Here is a 23938-nt window from a genome sequence, read left to right as displayed (position 1 = left end):
TTAAGGGTAGCGGGGTTATTCCGGTGGCCGGCTTCCGGCCGCTGTGGTAATGGGAACATGCAACACAGGGAAATTTACGCTGCGGGCGATGAAACACACCGCGTTGGCCTCCTGGTGCATCTCCTCGGCAAACGCGACGTGCGCCGGGTCGGCCACCGTCACGTGGGGGCGGAGGGTCACCGTTTCGAACTGGCCGCTGCCGTCACGGTTGAGCCGCATCAGTCCGGTGGCGTGGTCCTCATAGGACAGAACGGCCACGCCGTGCCGCACCGCCACGTGCAGGAAGGACAGCATGTGGCACTGCGCCAGGGCCGTGAGCAGCAGCTGCTCCGGGTTGTACCGGGAACGGTCGCCGTGGAAGGTGGGGTCGGCCGAGCCTTTGAGGACCGGCAGCCCGGGAATCTCGACGTCGTGGTCCCGGGAGTAGTCCCGGTACGACGACGTTCCGCTCCCGCGGTTGCCGGTCCAGCGAACAGTCAGCGAATAATTGTGCTCGTCAAGGGCCATGCCGCCAGTTTAGACGCCGGCCGGCGCGCCGCCGGGGCCCGCCGGCGTCAGCCGCCGTTCCTAGACGTCGGCCGCGCGTGCCCGCAGGGCCCGGGCGACGCCGTCGCGGTTTTCCAGCATCATGCGGCGCAGCGCCGCGCTCTCCTCCGGGAGGGACGCCAGGAACTCGTCCGTGCGGTCCACGGTGGCCTGCGTGGTCAGCTGCGCCGGGTAAAGTCCGACGACGATCTGCTGCGCCAGCGCATTGGTCCGCTCCGCGACGATTCCGGGAACCGCCTCGAAGTACTTCTCCGAGTACGGCTCCAGCAGGCGGGTGTCCAGCACGCGCGTGAACCCGGCGGCGGCCGACGCCTGAATGGCGTTGGACAGCTCGCCCTTGACCACGATCGACTCCCAGGCTGCGGCCTTCGCCTCGGGCGTGGGGATGGCCGCCTTCGCCAGAGCGGCCGCGTTCTGCCCGCTGGAGGTGTTGTCCCGTGCCAGTTCGGCGTCGATCTGCTCCTGGCCCAGCCGTCCGCCCACCACGAGGGAGGCCACAAGCTCCCAGCGCAGGTCCTGGTCCACCGCCAGCCCGGGCAGTGTGAGGGAGCCGTCCAGCAGCCCGGCCACGTTATCCAGCTGCTGCCCGCTCCGGGCCAGCAGGGCGTAGGACTTGACGAACTGCAGCTGCGCATCCGAGCCGCCCGGCACTCCTGAGGCGAGGTCCCACAGCCGGTCGGCCGCAGCCACGATGGTGGCTTCGCGGCGTTCCTCGGCAACGTAGAACGTCAGCGTGGTGGCCAGCTGCCGCAGCTGCACCAGGATCACCGAGGAGTCGCTTTCGGCGGCGATGTTGGAAAGGATCAGGTCCACGTAGCCACGGGCCGGGGTCTCGCCGTCGCGCGCGGCGTCCCAGGCCGAGCCCCACACGAGCGTGCGGGGCAGGCTCTCCCTGAAGTCCTTCAAATGCGCCGTGGCCGTGGCCAGCGACTTCTCATCCAGCCGGACCTTGGCGTAGGCGAGATCGTCATCGTTGAGGAGGATGAGGTCCGGCTGACGCAGTCCGGCCAGCGCCGGCACGTCGGTGCGTTCCCCCTCGACGTCGAGCTCCTCGCGGTGGGTGCGCTCCAGCTTTCCCTCTGCGGTGACGTCGTAGAACCCCACGGCAAGGCGGTGCGGGCGGAGCGTCGGCTGGTCGGCGACCGCCGACTGCCGGATGGCGAAGCCGGTGATCACGCCGTCCGCATCCACGGTCAGCTCGGGCTGAAGCGTGTTCACCCCGGCGGTCTCCAGCCAGAGGCGCCCCCACCGGTCCAGGTCGCGTCCGCTGGCCTTTTCCAGCTCGATCATGAGATCGCCGAGCTCGGTGTTGCCCCACGCGTGCTTGGCGAAGTACTCACGGACGCCGGCCATGAACTGCTCCGGGCCCACCCAGGCCACGAGCTGGCGCAGCACGGAGGCGCCCTTGGCGTAGGTGATGCCGTCAAAGTTGACCTCCACATCCCGGAGATCGTTGATCTCCGCGAAGATGGGATGGGTAGTGGGGAGCTGGTCCTGGCGGTAGGCCCAGGACTTCTCCACGGAGGCGAAGGTGGTCCAGGCGCTCTGGAACTTCGTGTTCTCCACGGCGGCGAGGTGGGACATGTACTCGGCAAAGGACTCGTTGAGCCAGAGGTCGTTCCACCAGCGCATGGTCACGAGGTCCCCGAACCACATGTGGGCCAGTTCGTGCAGCACGGTGATGGCGCGCCGTTCCACCTGGGCCTCCGGAACCTTGCCGCGGAAGACGTAGCCTTCGAGGATGGTCACGGCGCCGGCGTTTTCCATGGCACCGGCATTGAATTCGGGGACGAACAGCTGGTCGTACTTTTCGAAGGGGTAGGGGCAGCCGAACTGTGCCTCGAAGAACTCGAACCCCTGGCGGGTGAGTTCAAAGATGTTGTCGGCGTCCAGGTACTGCATGAGCGACTTCCGGGCGAACACGCCGAGCGGAATGAGGCGGCCGTCCGATCCCGTGACCTCGCTGCGCACGGACTGGTAGGGGCCCGCGATCAAGGCGGTGACGTAGGAGGAAAGCCGCGGGGTCGGCGCAAACTCCCAGACGGAGCGGGCGCCGCCGTCAGCTCCGGAGGACGTTTCCGCGGGCAGAGGCGTGGGGGAGTTGGAGACGACGTCCCAGTGGGACGGGGCCGTCACGGTGAACTTGAACGTGGCCTTGAGGTCCGGCTGCTCGAAGACGGCGAACATGCGGCGGGAGTCCGGCACCTCGAACTGGGTGTACAGGTACACCTCGCCGTCCACCGGGTCAACGAAGCGGTGCAGTCCCTCGCCCGTGTTCATGTACGGCGTGTCCGCCACGACGGTGAGCTCGTTGTGCGCTGCCAGGTCCGGCAACTGGATGCGGATGCCGTCGGAGACCTCTGCAGGGTCCAACGGCCGCCCGTTGAGGGTCACGCTGTGCACCGACTCGGTCACGGCGTCGATGAAGCTGGAGGAGCCGGGCGCAGCACTGAACTTTACGGTGGTGGTGGCGCCGAACACTTTCTCGCCCCTGGTCAGGTCCAGGCTTATGTCGTAGGAATCGACGGAGATCAGTTCGGCGCGTTCGCGGGCTTCGGCGCGCGTCAGGTTCATACCTGGCAAGATTGTGCCTCCAGAGAGTGGTGGGTATTACTGTGACGCCATTCTTTCATTGGCCGGGTCTTTGGCAAGTTGCGCGGATCACGTTTCCGGTCCCGCCGGCCGCGCCGCGGGAGTAGCGTTAAGGCATGGGAAAGTTCCTCGATTCGGTGGACACCAAGGCGCTGCGTTTCGCAATCGGGTTTCCCGTACTGCTTGCTGCGGCCTTCGCCGTTAGCGCCATGCTGTTGCAGCCTGACCTTCCGGCTCCCCTGGCGGTTCGCTGGGACGACGCCGGCGGTGCCGGCTTTGCGCCGTTTGCAGCCTACGTGGGCGGCGGGGCTGCGCTGATCGTCGCCGCCGGCTGGCTGGTGCTGCTGCAGGCCGTGCCCCTTTCCCGGCCCACAGTGATGCGGCGCATCATGATGGGTGCCGGCCTCACCGTGAGCCTGTTCGTGACGGCCGTGCTGGCAGCAGGCCTTGTGGGGCAGGCCGGGGTGCCCGATGCCCGGGACTCCCATGTGGACCTGATTGTGCTGGCCACGGGGAGCGGCGCCGCCCTCTCGCTGGGGGTCATCATGGGATTCGTCTTCAAAGCGGACCAGCAGTGGACACCCGAGGACGACCAGGCGCTGCAGCGCGCCCTGGAGCTGGAGCTTGACCCCGAGCTGGCCAAAGATTCGATCAGGATGTGGGTCCACGCCCGCAGCTCGGTCTTCGTCATGATCGGCATCGCCAGCCTGTTTCCGGCCTCGCTCATTTCGATCGCAGTTCCCTGGCTGGGAATCCTGCTGGTCGCCGCGGCCATCGTCGGTGCGGCCTTTCTCTTCGCCCGCGTCACGGCAGACCGGAGCGGGCTGCGGGTTTTCGTCGCCGGGATACTGCGGGTGGTGGATGTGCCGGCCGAGGCCATCTCCGCTGCCGCTCCGGCGGACGTCCGCGCGGCCGACTATGGTGGCTGGGGTTACCGCAACCACGGCGAAACCGCAGCCGTGCTGGTGAGCAGCGGACCCGCCGTCGTCGTCCGGAAAACCGACGGCCACCGGCTTGCGGTGAGCGGCGGGAACCCCGACGCCGCAGCGCGCCTCGCCGACCTACTCACCCGCGTGGCCGCGCGTGCCCGGGGGGAAGGCCGTTCGCCGTTGCAGGGAGAGGCTGACGCGTAACTGGCGAGTCATGACCTGGGTGCCACCTAGTACTCTGGGAGCTGTTGATTTTGACCTGAACAGCCCGGCTGCGCCCCGGCGCCCATGACTGAACGGAACCCACCGTGACCACAACTCCTGCATTTCCGCGCGTCCACATCGCCACCGACCACGCCGGCATGGAACTGAGCGCCCACCTGGTCAGCCACCTGGCGGCCAAGGGCTACGACGTGGTGGACCACGGGCCCAAGGAATATGACGCACTGGATGACTACCCGTCCTTCTGCATCAACGCGGCACTTGCCGTGGTGGCGGACCAGCAGGCCGGCGTGCACGCCCTGGGCATCGTGCTCGGGGGCTCGGGGAACGGCGAGCAGATTGCCGCGAACAAGGTCAAGGGCGTCCGTGCAGCCCTCGCCTGGAACCACTCCACGGCAACCCTGGCCCGGCAGCACAACGACGCCAATGTGGTGGCTGTGGGCGGCCGGCAGCACAGCGTCGACGAGGCCACCGCCCTCATTGAGGCATTCCTGCAGGAGCCCTTCAGCAACGACGAACGCCACATCCGCCGGATCGGGAAAATCGCGACCTACGAAACCACCGGCGAGGTCGTCGAGTAGTGCCCGAGGGGCATTCCATCCACCGGCTGGCCCGGCAGTTCCGCGACGTCTTTGCCGGCCGGCGGCTTGCGGTCTCGAGTCCGCAGGGCCGCTTCGCCGCCGGTGCGGCCGTGCTGGACGGCCGCACACTGGTGCGCTCGGAGGCGCACGGCAAGCACCTGTTCCTGCATTTTGAACACGGGCTCGTGCTGCACGTCCATCTGGGCCTGTACGGCGCCTGGGACTTCGGTGGCGACCGCGCGTTCCGCGGCGCGTCAAGCATCGGAGCCCCGCGCAGGGTGGGGGAGCGTGAAGAGCCGGCTGGCGCCGCGGCCGACGGCGGCGCAGCGGACTACGCCGGTCCGCCGGAACCGGTCGGTGCCGTGCGGGTGCGGCTGGCCAGCGACCACGGCTGGGCCGACTTACGCGGTGCCACGACCTGCGCAGCCATCACCGACGCCGAAGCGGAAGCGGTCCTCCGGCGCCTCGGGCCCGACCCGCTGCATGACGTGAACGGCGGCCGTGACGCCTTTATTAAGCGGCTTACGGCACGCAGTACCCCGCTGGCGACGCTGCTGATGGACCAAAAGGTGATCGCCGGCGTCGGGAATGTCTACCGGGCTGAGGTGCTCTTCCGCCAGCGCATCGATCCGCTGCTTCCGGGCCGGTCGCTCACCGCCTCCGCTGCAGGGCGGGTCTGGGACGACACGGCGGCGGTCATGGCCGACGGTGTCCGCGACGGCCGGATCATCACCACGACGGCCGGCTACTGGAGCGACCCGGATTCGCTGCCGCCCAGCGAGGAGGCCCACTTTGTCTACCGGCGGCACGGCCAACCATGCCGGGTGTGCGGCACAGCGGTGGCGCTGGCCGAGCATGCTGCCCGGAAACTGTACTGGTGCCCCACCTGCCAGCGCACGGACCAGGCCTAGGAGGCCCGGGACGCCGGAAACAGACGCCGGAAACAGGAAAGGGCCCCTCGTGCGAGGGGCCCTTCGCGGAGGGGACGACGGGAATCGAACCCGCGTAATCAGTTTGGAAGACTGAGGCTTTACCATTAAGCTACGTCCCCGGAAGAAGACAGTGTTTTCACTGCTGCTCTTCGGGCTGGCTGTTCAAGCCGGATATAACTAAACCTAATTCATGCCCCCGGTGTCAAATGTGCAAAGCCGGCGGGTATGAACGTAGACTGTCCTGTGCATTACGGGGTGTAGCTCAGCTTGGCTAGAGCACCTGCTTTGGGAGCAGGAAGTCGCAGGTTCAAATCCTGTCACCCCGACTCTGCGGCCCGGGCCGATGGCCTGGGCCGAGAATCGCGTTTGCAAGAACCCCCATCCAACAAAACCAGGAGTACTTAGACCGTGAAGAGCGCTGTCGAGAACCTCACCCCCACGCGGGTCAAGCTCAATGTTGAGGTCCCCTTTGAGGAATTGAAGCCCAGCATCGACGAGGCATACAAGACTGTTGCTTCGCAGATCTCGGTCCCTGGCTTCCGTAAGGGCAAGGTCCCCTCCAAGCTGATCGATCAGCGCGTCGGCCGCGGCTACGTGCTGGAGACGGCCATCAACGAGGGCCTCAACGGCTGGTACCAGGCTGCCGTCCAGGAATCAGGCATCCACCCGCTGAGCCGTCCCGAGGTTGAGATCACCGAGGTTCCGGACCCCTCCGCAACCGACGGCGAGCTCAAGTTCCACGCCGAGGTCGACGTCCGTCCGGAGATCGAACTCCCGGACTACGCCGGAATCAAGGTTGAGGTCGCCGCTGCCGAGTCCTCCGAGGCCGACGTCGACAAGGCCCTCGATGAGCTGCGCGGACGCTTCGGCACGCTGAAGTCCGTGGACCGCCCGGCGGCCGACGGGGACTTCCTCACCATCGACATCACGGCGACCATCGACGGCGCCGAGGTGGACTCTGCTTCCGGCCTGTCCTACCAGGTTGGTGCCGGGACCATGCTCGAAGGCATGGACGAGGCAGTGACCGGCCTCAGCGCCGACGAAGACGCCATCTTCGACACCACCCTCGTCGGCGGCGACCACGCCGGTGAAGCCGCCCAGGTCAAGGTAGTGGTCAAGTCCGTCAAGGAACGTGAGCTTCCCGAAGCGAACGACGACTTCGCCCAGCTGGCATCCGAGTTCGACACCCTCGCCGAACTGCGCGAGGACCTCGCCAAGCAGGCCGCCGACTCCAAGATCGTGGAGCAGGGCGTTGAGGCCCGCGACAAGGTCCTGGACAAGCTCGTCGAGCTCGTCGAGGTTCCGGTTCCGGACTCCGTCGTCGAAGAGCAGATCGAACAGCACTTCAAGGCCGAGAACTCCCACGGTGAGGGTGAGCACGACACCGAGGAGCACCGCGCCGAGGTCAAGGCCAACACCGAGCGCGCCTTCCAGAACGAAATCATCCTTGACGCCATTGCCGAGAAGGAAGAAGTGGGCGTCAGCCAGAACGAGCTGATCGACTACATCGTCACCACCGCCAGCCAGTACGGCATGGACCCGAACCAGTTCGCCCAGATCATCGATCAGAGCGGCCAGGTCCCGATGATGGTTTCCGAGGTCCGCCGCCGCAAGGCGCTGGCAGTCGTTCTCGGCCAGGCCGAGGTCACGGACTCCGAGGGCAACAAGGTTGACCTGAGCGATTTCGTTCGCCCCGCAGGCCAGGACGAGGCCCAGGCCGCCGAAGGCGAAGCTTCCGAAGAGGCAGCCGAGGTCGCCCCCAGCGACGATCCCGCAGCCGCGAAGTTCTAACAGCTGCGAAGTTCTGACAGCATGACGGCAGCCCCCGGATCCGATGATCCGGGGGCTGCTTCGTTTAACCCTGCCGTGCCGTCGAAGGGGCCGCGGCGCCAGCTGCCGGGGATCGTGCGCCGTCAGCGAACAGCGCGATTTCGGCGAACAAAACCGCTGCGAAAGCGGTTAGTGTCCAAGTAGTGAAGTTCAGTGATGTCACCGTCACCAGCGAGAGGTAAGTAAATATGTCACAGCAAGCAGGGGCGCCCCGCATGGCAACTGTCGATCCGGCAGCCCAGGACAACTACATCTACAACCGACTGCTGAAAGAGCGCATCATCTGGCTTGGCTCCGAGGTCCGCGATGAAAACGCGAACGCCATCTGCTCTCAGCTGCTGCTCCTGTCCGCCGAGGACCCGAGCAAGGACATCTACCTCTACATCAACTCTCCCGGCGGCTCCGTGACGGCCGGCATGGCGATCTACGACACCATGCAGTTCATCCCCAACGACGTCGTCACCGTCGCCACCGGGCTTGCCGCTTCCATGGGCCAGTTCCTGCTGTCTTCCGGCACCAAGGGGAAGCGGTACGCCACCCCGAACGCCCGCATCCTGATGCACCAGCCCTCGGGCGGTATCGGCGGTACCGCCTCCGATATCAAGATCCAGGCTGAGCTCATCCTGCACATGAAGAAGGTCATGGCTGAGCTGACAGCCGAACAGACCGGCCAGACGGTGGACACGATTCTGAAAGACAACGACCGCGACAAGTGGTTCACCGCAACCGAAGCACTCGAATACGGCTTCTTCGATAAGATCTCCGCGCACGCCGGCTCGGTAGCCGGCGGCGGCGGAACGGCCCAGAACTAAACCGGCACGCAGAGCGAACTGAATCCAGGAGTAAAGAACATGAACTACAATTTCGGCTCGACTGCCGGCAACCTGCCGACCAGCCGCTATGTGCTGCCCCAGTTCGAAGAGCGCACGCCGTATGGCTTCAAGCGCCAGGATCCGTACACCAAGCTGTTCGAGGACCGCATCATCTTCCTCGGTGTCCAGGTTGATGACGCCTCGGCCGACGACGTGATGGCACAGCTTCTGGTGCTGGAGTCCACCGATCCGGACCGCGACATCACCCTCTACATCAACTCCCCGGGCGGTTCCTTCACCGCCATGACCGCGATCTACGACACCATGACGTACATCCGCCCGGAAATCCAGACCGTCTGCCTTGGCCAGGCGGCCAGCGCCGCGGCCGTGCTGCTGGCGGCGGGAACGCCCGGAAAGCGGCTGGCCCTGCCGAACGCCCGCGTGCTGATCCACCAGCCCTCGCTGTCCGGCGGCCAGGGCGGCCAGGCCTCCGACCTGGAGATCCAGGCGGCCGAGGTCATGCGGATGCGCTCCTGGCTGGAAGACACCCTGGCCAAGCATTCCGGCCGGACCCCGGAGCAGGTCAACAATGACATCGAGCGGGACAAGATCCTCACCGCCGCCGAGGCCCAGAGCTACGGCCTGATCGACCAGGTGCTGGATTCGCGCAAGATCAAGCCGCAGGCGATTGCCAGATAGCAGCGGCTGACCCAGACGCCGGTGCGGTTCAGATTTTTGGACCGCACCGGCGTCTGGTTTCCACCTCTCGGGCAGAATGTGACCTAGAGTGGATGTAATCATGGCCAGTCTGCGAGAAGATGGCCGGGATGCAAACAACCGGTGCAGGGCTGCACTCGCAGCAAGATACTAAGGGGTTCACATATGGCTCGGATTGGCGAGAGCACGGATCTGCTCAAGTGCTCTTTCTGCGGAAAGAGCCAGAAGCAGGTGCGGAAGCTCATTGCCGGGCCCGGCGTCTATATCTGCGACGAGTGCATTGAACTCTGCAACGAGATCATTGAAGAAGAGCTCGCCGAAGTGGCCGATCTGGGCAGTTTTGAACTTCCCAAGCCCCGCGAAATCTTCGACTTCCTGCAGGAATACGTCATCGGCCAGGAACCTGCCAAACGCTCCCTCGCCGTCGCGGTCTACAACCACTACAAACGGATCCAGGCCGGCCACGCCCCCAAGAGCGGCAGCCTGGCGGACGGTGTCCACCACGACGACGTCGAGATCGCCAAGTCCAACATCCTCCTGATCGGCCCCACCGGCTGCGGCAAGACCTACCTGGCACAGACCCTCGCCCGCCGGCTCAACGTCCCCTTCGCGGTCGCCGACGCGACGGCGCTGACCGAAGCCGGCTACGTCGGCGAGGACGTCGAAAACATCCTGCTGAAGCTCATCCAGGCAGCCGACTACGACGTCAAAAAGGCCGAGCAGGGCATCATCTACATCGACGAGATCGACAAGATCTCGCGCAAGAGCGAGAACCCGTCCATCACCCGCGACGTCTCGGGTGAAGGTGTGCAGCAGGCGCTGCTGAAGATCCTCGAGGGCACGGTGGCTTCGGTTCCGCCGCAGGGCGGCCGCAAGCACCCCCACCAGGAGTTCATCCAGATCGACACCACCAACGTGTTGTTCATCGTGGCCGGCGCGTTTGCCGGACTCGAGGAAATCATTGGGTCCAGGTCCGGGCGCAAAGGCATCGGGTTCGGTGCGCCGCTGAACGAGGTCAAGAACAACACCGACTCATACGGCGAGGTGATGCCGGAGGACCTGCTGAAATTCGGCCTCATCCCCGAATTCATCGGACGCCTCCCGGTGATCACCACGGTCTCGAACCTGGACCGGCCGGCGCTGATCCAGATTCTCTCCACCCCCAAGAACGCGCTGGTGAAGCAGTACCAGAAAATGTTCCAGCTGGACGGCGTCGAGCTCGTGTTCGACGACGCCGCGCTGGACCTGATCGCGGACCAGGCGCTCGAGCGCGGCACCGGCGCCCGCGGGCTTCGCGCCATCATGGAGGAAGTCCTCCTGCCGGTGATGTTCGATCTACCCAGCCGCGACGACATCGCCAGCGTGGTCATCACGGCGGACGTCGTGGCGAAGAAGGCACAGCCCACCATGATCGCGCACGACGTCGTGGCCAAGCGGCGGAATAAATCCGCATAGTTCCCGGCTGTGCTTAACGGCGTGCCTGTGGTGCGCCGTCCCCGCTGATCTTCCACGTGATGCACTCGCGCGCGCCGATGCGAGACCACTGCGAACAGCCATGCCCGCCACGAACAGTGAAGGAATTCACCCATGACTGAGACCCTCTCCAACAAGGCAGACTTCTGGTTCGATCCCCTGTGCCCGTTCGCCTGGATCACCTCGCGCTGGATCGGCGAGGTGGAAAGTGTCCGCGACATTACCACCGACTGGCGCGTGATGAGCCTGTCCGTGCTCAACGAAGGCCGCGAGCTGGACCCCACGTACCGCGAAGCCATGGACAAGGGGTGGGGCCCGGTCCGCGTGATAATCGCCGCCCAGGAACAGCACGGCGACCAGATGGTCAAGCCGCTCTACGACTCCATGGGCTCGCAGATCCACGACGGCGGACAGAAGGACTTTTCGATCGTCATCAGCAAGGCCCTCGCGGATTGCGGGCTTCCCGCCGAACTGGCGCAGGCTGCGGAGTCCGACGCCTTCGACCCCCAGCTCCGTGCCAGCCACGAACAGGGGATTTCGCTGGTGGGCCAGGACGTTGGGACCCCGGTGGTTGCCTTCAACGGCACGGCATTCTTTGGTCCCGTGCTCACGCGCATTCCGCGGGGCGAGGAGGCCGGCCGTCTGTGGGACGCCACTGTCACGCTGGCGTCCTACCCGCACTTCTTTGAGATCAAGCGCAGCCGGACGGAAAGCCCGGCGTTCAACTAGCCGTCCGCCCCGTTTGGGGACCGCCAAGGGCCCTGGGAGAACTACACGAGAGTAGTTCTCCCGGGGCTCTTGCGCATCCAAAAGCAGGGGACCAGAATAGTTCTTACCCACTTCGAAAGAAGAGGGACGCAAGAACCAAAGATTCAGTGACATGCATCTAACGCAGCCTTTGGCAAAGTTAGAAGCAGGCTACCAGTGACAAGGTAGGAAGACCTGAAATTTCTAAGGATCTTGCCAGACTGTCAAAGATGTCACCAGACAGCCGAAAAGTCGAAGCCCCACCAACCGCAAAAAGCTGATGGGGCTTCCCCTTTGCCCAAAAACAGAAGCCCCACCAGCGCCGGACGCTGATGGGGCTTTTCTGCTCTCCGGATGGTGATCAGGCCGGCGCGTTCTCCTCGGCAGGAACCAGCACCACGTCGCCGACGGTCAGTTCGCCGTCGCCGGTCTCCAGCACGATGTCCTGGGCGTTCGCCGCAGCCTTCAGGTCATTGAGGCCGGCCCGCAGCTGGGCCACGAGCGGGCCGCTGGCCGTAATCGTCGCCGTGAGCACCTCGGTGCGCTGCTTGACCTTGGCCTCGGACTTGGCCTTGCGGATGCCGCTGAGCGCAATGCCCACGGTGCCCAGCATGGCGGTGTCGCCGTCGGTGATCTCCAGCGGCGCCGGCCAGGCGGCACGGTGCACGGAGCCCGTCCGCCACCAGCTCCAGACCTCTTCGGTGGCGAAGGGCAGGAACGGGGCGAAGAGGCGGAGCAGGGAATCCAAGGCTGTGGCCAAGGCAGCGAGCACGGAGGCCTGCTCGGTTTCGCCGGCGGCCCCGTAGGCGCGGTCCTTGATGAGCTCCACATAATCGTCCGTGAACTGCCAGAAAAAGCTTTCGGTGATCTGCAACGCACGGGCGTAGTCGTAGTTCTCGAACGCCTTGGTGGACTGTGCCACCACGTCCGAGAGCTGAGCCAGAAGCGCACGGTCCAGTGGATTGGTCAGTACGGACAGGTCCGTCGAAACCACCGAGTTCTCAGTCGCCCCAAGGTTCAGCACGAACTTGGACGCGTTCAGGAGCTTGATGGCCAGGCGGCGGCCAATCTTCATCTGTGCGATCTCGTAGGCCGTATCGGCACCCAGCTTGGCGGAGGCCGCCCAGTACCGCACGGCGTCGGAGCCGTACTCGTTCAGGACATCGGTCGGCACTACAACGTTGCCCTTGGACTTGGACATCTTCTTGCGGTCAGGGTCCAGGATCCAGCCGGAAATGGCGGCGTGCTTCCACGGGGCGCAGTCCTGCAGGGCATCCGCCCGCACTGCGGAGGAGAACAGCCACGTCCGGATGATGTCGTGGCCCTGCGGGCGGAGATCGAACGGGTAGACCTTGGCGAACAGCTCCTCGTCCCGGCTCCAGCCGCCCACGATCTGCGGGGTCAGGGAGGACGTGGCCCACGTGTCCAGGACGTCGGCGTCGCCCGTGAAGCCGTTGGGCTGGTCGCGCTGGGCCTCGTCGAAGCCGGGCGCCGCGTCCGCGGCCGGGTCCACCGGCAACTGCTCGTCGGCGGGCAGGATGGGGGCGTCATAGTCAGGGTTGCCCTGGGCATCCAGCGGGTACCAGACCGGGATGGGAACGCCGAAGAACCGCTGGCGGGACACGAGCCAGTCACCGTTCAGGCCGGCGATCCAATTCTCGTACCGGGAGCGCATGAACGCCGGGTGGAACTCGATCTCGTGGCCGCGGGCAATCAGGCGCTCGCGGCGGTCCTCGTCGCGGCCTCCGTTGCGGATGTACCACTGGCGGGAGGTGACAACCTCAAGAGGCTTGTCGCCCTTTTCAAAAAAGTTCACCGGGTGGGTGATCTTCTTGGGCTCGCCATCCATCAGGCCGGCCTCGGTGAGCAGCTCCACCACGGCCTCCTTCGCGGAGAAGACCGTTTTTCCGGCGATGGCTGCATACGCCTCGCGGCCGGCGTCGGTGGTGATCCAGTCCGGCGTGTCGGCGAGGATGCGGCCGTCGCGGCCCACGATGGCACGCGTGGGGAGCTGGAGTTCCCGCCACCAGGTGACATCCGTCAGGTCGCCGAAGGTGCAGACCATGGCAATACCCGAGCCCTTGTCCGCCTTGGCGAGGGGGTGGGCCTTGACCTCCAGCTCGACGTCGAAGAGCGGGGACTTCACGGTCTTGCCGAACAGCGGCTGGTAGCGCTCGTCGTCGGGGTTTGCCACGAGCGCGGCGCACGCGGCGAGCAGTTCGGGACGCGTGGTCTCGATGAAGATCTTCTCGCCGTCGGCGGTGAAGAACGGGTACCGGTAGTACGCGCCCGGCACTTCGCGGTCCTCGAGCTCGGCCTGCGCGACGGCGGTGCGGAACGTGACGTCCCACAGGGTGGGGGCTTCGGCCATGTAGGCGTCGCCGGCCGCCAGGTTCGCGAGGAAGGCACGCTGGGACACCGCGCGGGAGGTGTCATCGATGGTGCGGTAGGTGAGGTTCCAGTCGACGGACAGGCCGAGGGTCTGGAACAGGTTCTCGAAGACCTTTTCGTCCTCGACGGCGAGCTCCTCGCACAGATCGATGAAGTTCTGCCGGGAAACGACGTCGAAATCCCGCTGGTTCTTCGCGGGCTGCGCCGGCGGCCGGTAGTCGGCGTTGTAGGGGATGGCCGGATCGCAGCGGACGCCGTAGTAGTTCTGGACGCGGCGCTCGGTGGGCAGGCCGTTGTCATCCCAGCCCATCGGGTAGAAGACGTTCTTGCCGGTCATGCGCATGAAACGGGCCTGGACGTCCGTCTGCGTGAAGGAGAACATGTGGCCCACGTGCAGTGAACCCGATGCAGTCGGTGGGGGAGTGTCAATCGAGTAGACCTGCTCCCGGGTGGTGTCCGGGTTGAACTTGTAAGTCCCTTCCTCGAGCCAGCGCTGCGTCAGGGCAGCTTCGAGCCCTTCGAGGGCGGGCTTGTCCGGAACGTTGATAGGGGCGGTGGTGGGCGTGTCTGTACCCTGATTTGCTTCAGCCATGGAGCAATTGTTTCATGGCCGCTGCCGGGTTCTTGCAGCGGCGGTGTCCGTGACACCTGCAGTAGCATGCCCGGTATGGAGAACGCGCACGGCCGTTTCGTGACCAAGCGGATCTATGATGAGCCCGCGGACGACGACGGCTGCCGGGTATTGGTGGACAGGCTGTGGCCGCGCGGGGTCAGCAAGGAGCGCGCCGGTTTGGAGCTGTGGCTCAAGGACATCGCGCCGTCGCCGCCCCTCAGGCAGGAATTCGCCCACATGAAGGAGCGGTTCGACGACTTCCGCGAGCAGTATGAATCGGAGCTTGAACAGAACCCGGCGGTGGGGCAGTTGCTGGAACTCGCGGCGCGGGAGGGCAAGGTGACCCTGCTGTACGGCGCCAAGGATCCGGAGGTGAACCATGCCCGGGTGCTGCTGGAGTTCCTGCAGTCGCGGCACGGCTGAGACGTTCGCCGGATGCCGTTAGGGTGGTGCCATGACTGAGGCATCGAGCAATAAAGCAGCTGTAGTTACCGGTGCGAGCACCGGCATTGGCGAAGCGACCGTCCGCGCGCTGAGGGCCGAGGGATGGACGGTCTACGCCGTTGCCCGGCGCCAAGAGCGGCTGGACGCCCTGGCGGCAGAAACGGGTGCCGTCGCCATTCCCGCCGACATCGCCGAGGACGCGGACGTCGCCAGGCTCCTGGCCGCTGTGACCGCCGGCGGCGGGATCGACACCCTGGTGAACATCGCCGGCGGCGCCCGCGGGGCAGATCCCGTGGGACGGGCGCAGACGGACGACTGGGAGTGGATGTTCCGGGTCAACGTCCTTGGCACCATGAAACTTACCCGCGCATTCCTGCCCATGCTGCGCGAGCACGGCGAGGGAACCGTCCTGAACCTGACCTCCACGGCCGGACTCGTGGCCTACGAGGGCGGCGCCGGCTACAACGCGGCCAAGTTCGCCCAGCACGCCGTGACCAATGCCCTGCGGCTGGAGGAGGCCGAAAACAACGTCCGCGTGATTGAAGTGGCGCCGGGGCTGGTGCGCACCGAGGAATTCGCGCTTATGCGGCTGGGCGATGAACAGGCGGCGCAGAAGGTCTACGAGGGCGTGGAAAAGCCGCTGACGGCGGAGGACGTGGCGGATGTGGTGCGCTACGCCGTCTGCGCACCGCACCACGTGAACCTGGACCAGATCGTGATCCGGCCCGTCGCGCAGGCAGCCAACCACAAGATCATCCGCAAAAAGGCCTGACGGCCGGCCCCTGGTCCTAATCTGCCGCCGGGACGGCCAGGGTGGCCAGGATCGCGGCATGGTCGGTTCCCGGGACCCGGTGCACCGCATAGCCGGAGCTCGCGATCTGTGGACTCGTGACGAGATGGTCGATGGCAATGCCTGGCAGCGGCACGCCTTCCATCGGCCAGGTGGGGGTCAGCCGCCGGCCGGCCGCTGTCCCCACGTCCACCAACTTCGGACCCGGGCCGCCGTCGAGCACCGCCCTGAACTCGGAGTGGTCGTAGGTGGCGTTGAAGTCGCCAATCAGCAGGCGGTTGGCAGGCTGTGCACCTGAATTGTCCTGGGCTGCGGATCCGCCCTGCGCGGCTGAACCGCCCTGGGCTACGGGACCGTCCTGCGCAGCCGACCCGCCGGGCGCGGCCAGGCGACCCAGCGCCGCGAGGTCGCTGCGCCACTGCGCGACGCGGACGTCCACCGGGGGCAGCGCATGCACGTTCGTGACCTCCAGGACAGCGGTGCGGCCCGCCTCCTTCACCGTGAGGCGGACGGTCGGCATCTGGAAGGGCGTATCCGGCAGCAGTCCGACGGGCTCCATCGGGTGGGCCGCATAGATTGCGCTGCCGGCGCCGTTGTCAGTGGGGCTGCTGATCCTGTGCGGCAGCAGGCGTCCCAAGCCCTCCGCGGCCAGCCGGTCCTCAAAGGCCTGCGTGTGTTCCTGGACCGCGAGCAGTTCCACGCCGTTTTCCCGGACCAGGCGGACGATCTCCGCGGCATCCGCTTCACCGAACTGTGAATTGATGTTCATGGCCGTGAGCCCCGTGCTGGAACGGGAGGCATCGGCAATGCTGCGGCCGGCGTCCAGCGGAAAGAGCCAGAACAGCTGGGCGGCCAGCAGAATCATGGCCACAGCGGTGATCCACGCGCGGCGGCCAGCCACCGCCAGCCCCAGCGCCAGGACTGCCGGGACCACCAGCCATGGGGTGAACGACAGCAGCTGTACCACCGGCGTCGGCCACTGGGCCGGAACAGCCCGAAAGATCGACAAGGAAACCACCGGCACAAGGACTGCCACCGCCAGCATTCGGCACGCGAAGGCGGCACCGTGAGGCGGTGCGGCCGGTTGTGGGAGAGCGGGGTCCCGTCGGGCGGGCCCGGGGGCGGAGGCGGTCATGCCCTCGAGTCTAGGCAGGATCGGGTCGCGGCAGGAATCGGCGCAGGAAGCCTGTTCTGCCGGCCCTGACCGGTTATGGAGTCCGCAAGCACAGCCGCTAGACTTGTGGCAACAGCTTTGACCCGGCCATCACCGGTGAGCTTCCGGAAGAACACCCGGCGCGCCTTCGGCGTGCAGGGCCAGTAGAACCGGACGGGTAAGCCCGTCACAGCAGTAATGAGCGGCCGGTGCCGGAGCAGCCCCCTGGGGCGGTCCCGGTCCCGGTAAGTGAGGTGGTACCGCGGTACCGGTGCGTTGGACGGCGAAAGCCGGCCAGCAGTGCACGGGCCGTCCTCGCATCCTGAATGATCCACTTGTTCACCAGCTCAACCCAGGATGTCGAGATGACCTATTACCCCAAGGCCTCTGCCGCAGCGCCAGGCGCCAACACCTCCGGCGTATCCACCTCCGTGAAGTTTCCGGAGATTGAGGAGCGGATCCTCAAGTACTGGGACGAGGACGGCACTTTCCAGGCGAGCATTGACCAGCGCAGCGCTGACCTGCCCGGCGGCGCCCCGGGCAGCAACGAGTTCGTCTTCTACGACGGCCCTCCCTTCGCCAACGGCCTGCCGCACTACGGACACCTGCTGACCGGCTACGCCAAGGATTTGGTGGGCCGCTACCAGACCCAGCGCGGCAAGCGCGTCGAGCGCCGCTTCGGCTGGGACACCCATGGGCTGCCTGCCGAGCTGGAGGCAATGAAGCAGCTGGGCATGACGGACAAGACCCAGATCGAGGCCATGGGCATCGACAAGTTCAACGACGCCTGCCGGGCATCGGTCATGAAGTACGCCAACGAATGGCGGGCCTACGTCACCCGCCAGGCCCGCTGGGTGGACTTCGACAACGACTACAAAACACTCAACGTCGAGTACATGGAGTCGGTGCTGTGGGCCTTCAAGCAGCTGCACGAGAAGGGCCTGACGTACAACGGCTACCGCGTGCTGCCCTACTGCTGGAAGGACGAGACGCCGCTGTCCAACCATGAGTTGCGTATGGACGACGACGTCTACAAGAACCGCCAGGACCAGACCGTTACGGTGACGTTCCCCATCACGCCGGGGAAGTCGGAACTCTCCCGGCAGCTGGCCGGCGTGCAGGCACTCGCCTGGACCACCACTCCCTGGACCCTGCCCACCAACCTGGCGCTCGCCGTCGGGCCTGACATCACTTACGCGGTGCTGCCCGCCGGGCCGAACGGCGTCAAGGCCGCCTCGGCGGACGCACCCGTCACCGGCAGCTTCCTGCTGGCCGAAGACCTGCTGGGCACCTACGCGAAGGACCTGGGGTACGACGACGGCGCTGCCGCGGCCGCCACCGTCACCTCCACCCACACCGGCGCCGAGCTCGCAGGGCTCCGCTACGAGCCGCTGTGGCACGACTTCAGCGACACCGAGAAGTTCGGCACCGAAAACGCGTGGCAGTTCCTCGTGGCCGACTATGTCACCACCACCGACGGAACAGGCATCGTCCACCAGGCACCCGCCTACGGTGAGGACGACCAGAAGGTCTGCGAGGAGGCCGGCATCCCGGTCATCCTGTCCGTGGACGAAGGCGCCAAGTTCCTGCACCTGTTCGCCCACGGCGACCTGCACGACATCGTCGGGCTGCAGGTGTTCGAGGCCAACAAGCCCATCACCCAGGTGCTGCGCGCCCAGGGGCGCCTGGTCCGCCAGGCCAGCTACGAGCACAGCTACCCGCACTGCTGGCGCTGCCGCAACCCGCTGATCTACCGCGCCGTCTCCTCCTGGTACGTTGAGGTCACCAAGTTCCGGGACCGCATGTCCGAGCTGAACCAGGAGATCAACTGGATCCCCGGGAACGTCAAGGACGGCCAGTTCGGCAAGTGGCTCGCCAACGCCCGCGACTGGTCCATCAGCCGCAACCGCTACTGGGGCAGCCCCATCCCTGTCTGGCAGTCCACGGACCCCGAGTACCCGCGGACCGACGTCTACGGCTCGCTCGCCGAGATCGAGGCGGACTTCGGCCGCCTGCCGCTGAACAACGACGGCCAGATCGACCTGCACCGGCCCTTCATCGACGAACTGACCCGCCCCAACCCGGACGACCCCCGCACTCCGGAAGAGGGCCAGTCCGTCATGCGCCGCGTGGAGGACGTCCTGGACGTCTGGTTCGACTCCGGCTCCATGCCCTACGGCCAGGTCCACTACCCGTTCCAGAACGAGGCGTGGTTCGACACCCACAACCCGGCGGACTTCATCGTGGAGTACATCGGGCAGACCCGCGGCTGGTTCTACATGCTGCACATCCTGTCCACGGCACTGTTCGACCGTCCGGCCTTCCGCAACGTGATCAGCCACGGCATCGTGCTGGGTTCGGACGGGCAGAAGATGTCCAAGAGCCTGCGCAACTACCCCGACGTCTCCGAGGTCCTGGACCGCGACGGTTCCGACGCCATGCGCTGGTTCCTCATGGCCAGCCCCATCCTGCGCGGCGGCAACCTTGTGGTCACCGAACAGGGCATCCGCGACGGCGTCCGCCAGGTCATCCTGCCGCTGTGGAATGTGTACAGCTTCTTCACGCTGTACACGAACGCCGCTGCCGGCGGCGCCGGCTACGACGCCAAGCTGCGCTACGACGGCTACTCCGACACCCTGGACCAGTACCTGCTGGCCAACACCGGGGACCTGGTCCGCAATGTGACCGCCCAGCTGGACAGCTACGACATCTCCGGCGCCTGCGATGAACTCCGCAGCTACCTGGACATGCTCACCAACTGGTACGTGCGCCGCAGCCGCCAGCGCTTCTTCGACGAGAGCGTGGACGCTTTCGACGCGCTCTACACCGCGCTCGAGGCCGTCTGCCGCGTGTCCGCCTCGCTGCTGCCGCTGGTGTCCGAGGAGATCTGGCGCGGCCTCACCGGCGGACGCTCCGTGCACCTGGCCGACTGGCCGGACGCCGAGCTGTTCCCGGCCAACCCTGCGCTGGTCGAGGCAATGGACCGCGTGCAGCAGATCTGCTCCACCGGGTCGTCCCTGCGCAAGGCCGCGAACCTGCGCGTGCGCCTGCCGCTGCAGGAACTCACCGTCGTGGCACCCGGCGCGGATGCCCTGGAAGGGTTCGCTGCCGTCGTCGCCGATGAACTGAACCTGCGCTCCGTCCGCCTCCTTGACGCCGCCAGTGCCTCCCCGGAGGAGTTCGGCATCGAGCAGAAGCTCGTGGTCAACGCCCGCGCCGCCGGCCCGCGGCTGGGCAAGAACGTCCAGCTCGCCATCAAGGGCTCCAAGTCAGGTGACTGGTCAGTTTCTGACGCCGGAGTGGTGACCGCCGGCGGGCTCGAGCTGGAGCCGCAGGAATACACACTCGAGACCGTGGTGGCAGAGTCCGAGGGCGGTTCAGCCTCTGTCGCAGTATTGCCGGGCGGCGGTTTTGTGGTCCTGAACACCGAGGTCACGCCCGAGCTCGAGGCCGAAGGGCTGGCGCGGGACATGGTCCGCTCCATCCAGCAGGCGCGCAAGGACGCCGGACTCAACGTGAGCGACCGGATTCGGACCACGATCTCGGCGCCTCTGAACCTTGTCGACGCCCTGAAGGCGCACGAACACCTCGTGGTGACCGAGACACTCACGGTGGAACTGGGCTTGCACTCCAACGGAGATGACACAGAGCTGCAGATCGCCGTCGAAAAAGTAGAGGCCTGAATCATATGACTGACGAATTTTCCGTCGAGAGCGTCTACGCCGAGCTGCTGGGCCGGGCGCCGGAAAACAAGATGGAGCCTCGGCTGGCGCCGCTGTTCCGCGCCATGGATGTGCTGGGGGAGCCGAACAAGGCCTTCCCGATCATCCACATCACCGGCACCAACGGAAAAACCTCCACGGCCCGGATGATCGAGGCCGGCCTGCGCGCCCACGGCCTCAGCACCGGCCGCTACACGAGCCCGCACCTGTCCAAGGTCACGGAACGGATCAGCCTGGACGGGGCCCCGGTGTCCGACGAGACGTTCGTGCGCATCTGGGACGAGATCCGGCCCTACCTGCAGATCGTGGACGACGAACTCACTGCCGAGGGCCAGCCCCGGCTCACGTACTTCGAATGCCTGACCATCCTTGCCTTCGCCGTCTTCGCCGACCAGCCGGTGAACGTGGCCATCATGGAGGTGGGGCTCGGCGGCATCACGGATGCCACCAATGTGGGTGACGGCCAGGTGTCAGTGGTGACCCCCATCTCGCTTGACCACACGGACCTGCTGGGCGACACCACAGAGGACATCGCCTACGAGAAGGCCGGCATCATCAAACCCGGCGGCTTCCTCATCAGTGCGGCCCAGCCGGTGGACGCCGCCCAGGTGTTGCTGGAGAAAGCCCGCGAAGTCCAGGTGCCCTTCAAGTTCGAAGGCGTGGAATTCGGCGTCGAATCCCGGCAGGTGGCCGTCGGCGGACAGGTGGTGACCGTCCAGGGCATCGCCGGGCGCTACCAGGACCTCATGGTTCCGCTGCACGGATCCCACCAGGCCGAGAACGCGGCCGTTGCCGTGGCCGCTCTTGAAGCATTCCTTGGGGGCGGCGAAAAGGAGCTGTCCGCGGAGGTGCTGCAGGAGGCCTTTGCCACGGTCACCTCACCGGGCCGCCTCGAGGTGCTCCGCACCGCGCCCACCATCATCGTGGACGCTGCGCACAACCCGGAGGGCATCCGCGTCTCGGCCGAAGCCATCGAGGAGGCCTTCAGCTTCAGCAAGATCGTCGTGGTGGTCGGTGTCCTCAGGGAAAAGGACGCCGAGGAGATTCTCCGCCAGCTCAAGGAGTCCCTCGGCGGCCTTGCCGAGGAATTCTGCTTCACCCAGTCGAACTCGCCGCGGGCGGTCCCCGCCGCGGAACTGGCGGAGCTCGCCGTCGACCTCGGTTTTGGCGAGGAGAACATCCACATCGCCGAGAAACTGGACGACGCCCTCGAGTGGGCCGTGGAACGGGCGGAGGCCAACGAGGACCTGGCCGGTGGCGTGCTGGTGACCGGTTCCATCACCCTGGTGGCGGATGCCCGCATCCTGCTTGGAAAAACGGAGGCCTGACCCGTGGCGAAGCTGACGAAAGCCCAGCGGGAATGGCGGCCGGGCATGCCGAAGAAGCGCCGGTCCACCAAGGTCATGTTCGCGTCCACCGTGCTGCTGCTGGAAGGCTTCGTGGCCTTCTTCGCCACGCTGGCCGTGTTCGGACTGCGCCGCAGCGAGCTGTCCCCGGTGCTGATTCTGTCCGTGGGCATCGGGCTGAGCGTGGTGTTGGTGCTGGCCTGCGCCGTCCTGTCCAAACCGTGGGGCGTTGGCCTCGGCTGGCTCCTGCAGCTGGTGCTCATCCTCGGCGGTTTCGTGGAACCGATGATGTTCCTCGTGGGCGCGCTGTTTGCCCTGGCCTGGTGGTACGGGATCCGGACCGGCATCCGGCTCGACAGGGAAGCCGCGCAAAGAGCCCGGGAACAGGCCGAATGGGAAGCCGCGCACTCGGACGGAGCCTCCGATGAAGGCGCCGGCCAAAACCCGTAGACTTACCCGGAAACCCACAACCAACCGCATTGGAGCAGCTGTGAGCATTGAGCGCACCCTCGTCCTGATCAAGCCCGACGGCGTCACCCGGAACCTGACCGGCGAAATCCTTGGCCGCATCGAGGCGAAGGGCTACACCCTGGCCGAGCTCAAGAAGGTCAACGCCACCCGGGAACTGCTCGAGCAGCACTACGAAGAGCACGTGGGCAAGCCGTTCTACGAGCCGCTGGTCGACTTCATGCTCAGCGGCCCTGTGGTCGCCGCGATCTTCGAAGGCCACCGCGTCGTCGAGGGTTTCCGCTCGCTGGCCGGCACCACGGACCCCACGACGGCGGCTCCGGGCACCATCCGCGGTGACTTTGGCCGCGACTGGGGCCTGAAGGTCCAGCAGAACCTGGTCCACGGCTCGGATTCCGTCGACTCGGCCGAGCGCGAGATCAAGATCTGGTTCCAGCCCTAGCCAGTCAAGCCCGAACGTACACTTGTGGCCCCTGTCTCTTCGGAAGCAGGGGCCACAAGTGTACGTTCGCGCTGGGTGTGGGGGCTTAAGTGTACGTTCGCGCTGGGCGATCAGAAGCCGGAGGTGCCGATGAACACCTGGATGAAGGCGAAGAAGATGGTGGCGATGACGGCCACGTAGAGCAGTGCGGTGATGATCCATCCGGAATCGCCGAGAACCCTGGCCACGGCGGCGGGCGCCGGGATGGCCCCGCGGACAATGTTGCGGACCGTGACCCAGACGAAAAGGGGAATCATGGCTGCCCACACCACCATGCAGAACGGGCACAGGATGCGGATCTCGTAGAGTGCCTGGAACCAGAGCCACACGACGAAAGCGAAGCCGAGCGTCACGCCGGTCTGCAGTCCCAGCCAGTACCACCGGCTGAACCGGGCGCCGGACAGCAGCGCCATTCCGACCGTGATGATCACGGCGAAGGCCACAATGCCGATGAACATGTTGGGAAAGCCGAAAACTGAACTTTGCGGAGTCTGCATCACCTGGCCGCAGGAGATCCACGGGTTCACATCGCACACGGTGGTGTGGTTGGGGTCCTTGAGAACCTCAAGCTTTTCCAGCACGAGGATGCCCGAAGCGAGCCATCCCACGATGCCGGTGATGACCAGCAGCCACCCGAAGGGGCGGTCGCGGGTCATGGCTGGCTGGGCAGCCTCGGCAGATGCCGAAGGTCTGAGGGCTTCGCCGGCGTACTCGTGCTCGGAATCCGTGCCGGTGGAAGACGAAATGCTGGGCATGGGGCTGGCGTCCTTTATCTGGTGTGCTCCTGCCCAGATTGTATCGCCGTACTCTGGGTAAAAGCTTGGCGCAGTGGGACGCCCCCGGCGCACTTGACTGCCTTTGTCACGCAATGACGGCGATTTTGAACTGCTGTGTGAGAGAATGAACGTGGCTGGATCGCGAACCACATTCGGGTTCCAGTCCGGTGGCTTGTTCCCAAGACCGCCAATGAGAAGCAGCGGAGGCCCGGATAACGGAAATCCTGCCTCCCGCATTCCATTGGACGGCACCTGGTTGTGGATTGCAGAAACAACGGGTTCCAGTAACATTTCCGCCGGCCTTTCAGGGCTGCCGCACCCCACTGCCGGTGCGAACCTGAGGGTATCCAATTGACTTCTGTCAACGCCTGCG

General features: G+C 65.9%; 19 protein-coding genes and 2 tRNA genes. 15 read left to right on the top strand and 6 right to left on the bottom strand.

Going from position 1 to position 23938, the window contains the following annotated elements; translation table 11 throughout:
* Nucleotides 1-15: 15 nt before the first annotated feature.
* On the bottom strand, nucleotides 16-507 hold the full coding sequence (locus AC3A3W_RS16390) for an OsmC family protein (RefSeq protein WP_487444068.1): 492 nt from the start codon (nucleotides 505-507) through the stop codon (nucleotides 16-18).
* A gap of 60 nt (nucleotides 508-567) precedes the next feature.
* Nucleotides 568-3120, bottom strand: coding sequence for an aminopeptidase N (gene pepN / locus AC3A3W_RS16385; RefSeq protein WP_487444067.1), 2553 nt, complete (start codon nucleotides 3118-3120; stop codon nucleotides 568-570).
* Between the two features lie 134 nt (nucleotides 3121-3254).
* Here pepN and AC3A3W_RS16380 point away from each other — a divergent pair, with 134 nt between their 5' ends.
* The 3 genes from AC3A3W_RS16380 to AC3A3W_RS16370 all read left to right on the top strand — a co-directional run bounded on the left by AC3A3W_RS16380 (nucleotide 3255) and on the right by AC3A3W_RS16370 (nucleotide 5781).
* Nucleotides 3255-4271, top strand: coding sequence for a hypothetical protein (locus AC3A3W_RS16380; protein WP_487444066.1), 1017 nt, complete (start codon nucleotides 3255-3257; stop codon nucleotides 4269-4271).
* Nucleotides 4272-4375: 104 nt separating this feature from the next.
* Nucleotides 4376-4870: a ribose-5-phosphate isomerase gene (locus tag AC3A3W_RS16375; RefSeq protein ID WP_205654049.1), complete on the top strand. Its 495-nt coding sequence runs from the start codon at nucleotides 4376-4378 to the stop codon at nucleotides 4868-4870.
* A complete protein-coding gene (locus tag AC3A3W_RS16370) occupies nucleotides 4870-5781 on the top strand; it encodes an Fpg/Nei family DNA glycosylase (protein WP_487444065.1) in 912 nt (303 codons plus the stop codon). Before AC3A3W_RS16375 ends, AC3A3W_RS16370 begins: the two co-directional genes overlap by 1 nt.
* A 69-nt stretch (nucleotides 5782-5850) precedes the next feature.
* Here the strand turns inward: AC3A3W_RS16370 and AC3A3W_RS16365 are convergent.
* A tRNA-Gly gene (locus AC3A3W_RS16365) sits at nucleotides 5851-5921 on the bottom strand.
* A gap of 132 nt (nucleotides 5922-6053) precedes the next feature.
* Here AC3A3W_RS16365 and AC3A3W_RS16360 point away from each other — a divergent pair.
* From AC3A3W_RS16360 to AC3A3W_RS16335, 6 genes are all read left to right on the top strand, one after another.
* Nucleotides 6054-6128 (top strand) — tRNA-Pro (locus tag AC3A3W_RS16360).
* An 82-nt stretch (nucleotides 6129-6210) separates the two neighbouring features.
* On the top strand, nucleotides 6211-7593 hold the full coding sequence (gene tig, locus AC3A3W_RS16355; RefSeq protein WP_205654047.1) for a trigger factor: 1383 nt from the start codon (nucleotides 6211-6213) through the stop codon (nucleotides 7591-7593).
* 254 nt (nucleotides 7594-7847) lie between these two features.
* Nucleotides 7848-8444, top strand: coding sequence for an ATP-dependent Clp protease proteolytic subunit (locus AC3A3W_RS16350; protein ID WP_205654111.1), 597 nt, complete (start codon nucleotides 7848-7850; stop codon nucleotides 8442-8444).
* Between the two features lie 39 nt (nucleotides 8445-8483).
* Complete coding sequence (locus AC3A3W_RS16345) at nucleotides 8484-9143, top strand: ATP-dependent Clp protease proteolytic subunit (protein ID WP_205654046.1); 660 nt, start codon at nucleotides 8484-8486, stop codon at nucleotides 9141-9143.
* A 183-nt stretch (nucleotides 9144-9326) separates the two neighbouring features.
* A complete protein-coding gene (gene clpX, locus AC3A3W_RS16340) occupies nucleotides 9327-10616 on the top strand; it encodes an ATP-dependent Clp protease ATP-binding subunit ClpX (protein ID WP_205654045.1) in 1290 nt (429 codons plus the stop codon).
* Nucleotides 10617-10748: 132 nt separating this feature from the next.
* Nucleotides 10749-11363 carry a mycothiol-dependent nitroreductase Rv2466c family protein gene (locus AC3A3W_RS16335; protein WP_487444064.1) on the top strand — a complete coding sequence of 205 codons (615 nt, stop codon included), beginning with the start codon at nucleotides 10749-10751 and terminating at the stop codon, nucleotides 11361-11363.
* A gap of 379 nt (nucleotides 11364-11742) precedes the next feature.
* Here AC3A3W_RS16335 and valS read toward each other — a convergent pair whose 3' ends face one another.
* Nucleotides 11743-14364, bottom strand: a complete 2622-nt coding sequence (gene valS, locus AC3A3W_RS16330; RefSeq protein ID WP_487444063.1) for a valine--tRNA ligase — start codon at nucleotides 14362-14364, stop codon at nucleotides 11743-11745.
* Between the two features lie 75 nt (nucleotides 14365-14439).
* On the opposite strand from valS, the gene AC3A3W_RS16325 reads away from it, so the two are divergent.
* Both AC3A3W_RS16325 and AC3A3W_RS16320 read left to right on the top strand, forming a co-directional pair.
* Nucleotides 14440-14808: a DUF488 domain-containing protein gene (locus AC3A3W_RS16325; protein WP_487444062.1), complete on the top strand. Its 369-nt coding sequence runs from the start codon at nucleotides 14440-14442 to the stop codon at nucleotides 14806-14808.
* 31 nt (nucleotides 14809-14839) lie between these two features.
* Nucleotides 14840-15601, top strand: coding sequence for an SDR family oxidoreductase (locus tag AC3A3W_RS16320; protein ID WP_487444061.1), 762 nt, complete (start codon nucleotides 14840-14842; stop codon nucleotides 15599-15601).
* 16 nt (nucleotides 15602-15617) lie between these two features.
* Here the strand turns inward: AC3A3W_RS16320 and AC3A3W_RS16315 are convergent, their stop codons facing one another.
* Nucleotides 15618-16664 (bottom strand): endonuclease/exonuclease/phosphatase family protein, encoded by a 1047-nt coding sequence (locus tag AC3A3W_RS16315; protein ID WP_487444081.1) that lies wholly within the window; start codon nucleotides 16662-16664, stop codon nucleotides 15618-15620.
* Nucleotides 16665-17137: 473 nt separating this feature from the next.
* Here AC3A3W_RS16315 and ileS point away from each other — a divergent pair, with 473 nt between their 5' ends.
* Genes ileS through ndk form a run of 4 tightly spaced genes read left to right on the top strand, consistent with a single transcriptional unit; the run spans nucleotide 17138 to nucleotide 22750 of the window.
* On the top strand, nucleotides 17138-20455 hold the full coding sequence (gene ileS / locus AC3A3W_RS16310; protein ID WP_487444060.1) for an isoleucine--tRNA ligase: 3318 nt from the start codon (nucleotides 17138-17140) through the stop codon (nucleotides 20453-20455).
* Nucleotides 20456-20460: 5 nt separating this feature from the next.
* Nucleotides 20461-21822: a bifunctional folylpolyglutamate synthase/dihydrofolate synthase gene (locus AC3A3W_RS16305; protein ID WP_487444059.1), complete on the top strand. Its 1362-nt coding sequence runs from the start codon at nucleotides 20461-20463 to the stop codon at nucleotides 21820-21822.
* Nucleotides 21823-21825: 3 nt separating this feature from the next.
* Nucleotides 21826-22290, top strand: coding sequence for a DUF4233 domain-containing protein (locus AC3A3W_RS16300; RefSeq protein WP_487444058.1), 465 nt, complete (start codon nucleotides 21826-21828; stop codon nucleotides 22288-22290).
* A gap of 40 nt (nucleotides 22291-22330) precedes the next feature.
* A complete protein-coding gene (gene ndk / locus AC3A3W_RS16295) occupies nucleotides 22331-22750 on the top strand; it encodes a nucleoside-diphosphate kinase (protein ID WP_487444057.1) in 420 nt (139 codons plus the stop codon).
* 110 nt (nucleotides 22751-22860) lie between these two features.
* On the opposite strand, the gene AC3A3W_RS16290 is transcribed toward ndk, so the two are convergent.
* Nucleotides 22861-23544, bottom strand: a complete 684-nt coding sequence (locus AC3A3W_RS16290) for a vitamin K epoxide reductase family protein (protein WP_487444056.1) — start codon at nucleotides 23542-23544, stop codon at nucleotides 22861-22863.
* Nucleotides 23545-23938 lie beyond the last annotated feature (394 nt).

The sequence above is a fragment of the Arthrobacter sp. Soil_N43 genome (assembly GCF_057655195.1).
This window is presented reverse-complemented; position numbering and strand designations above follow the sequence as displayed.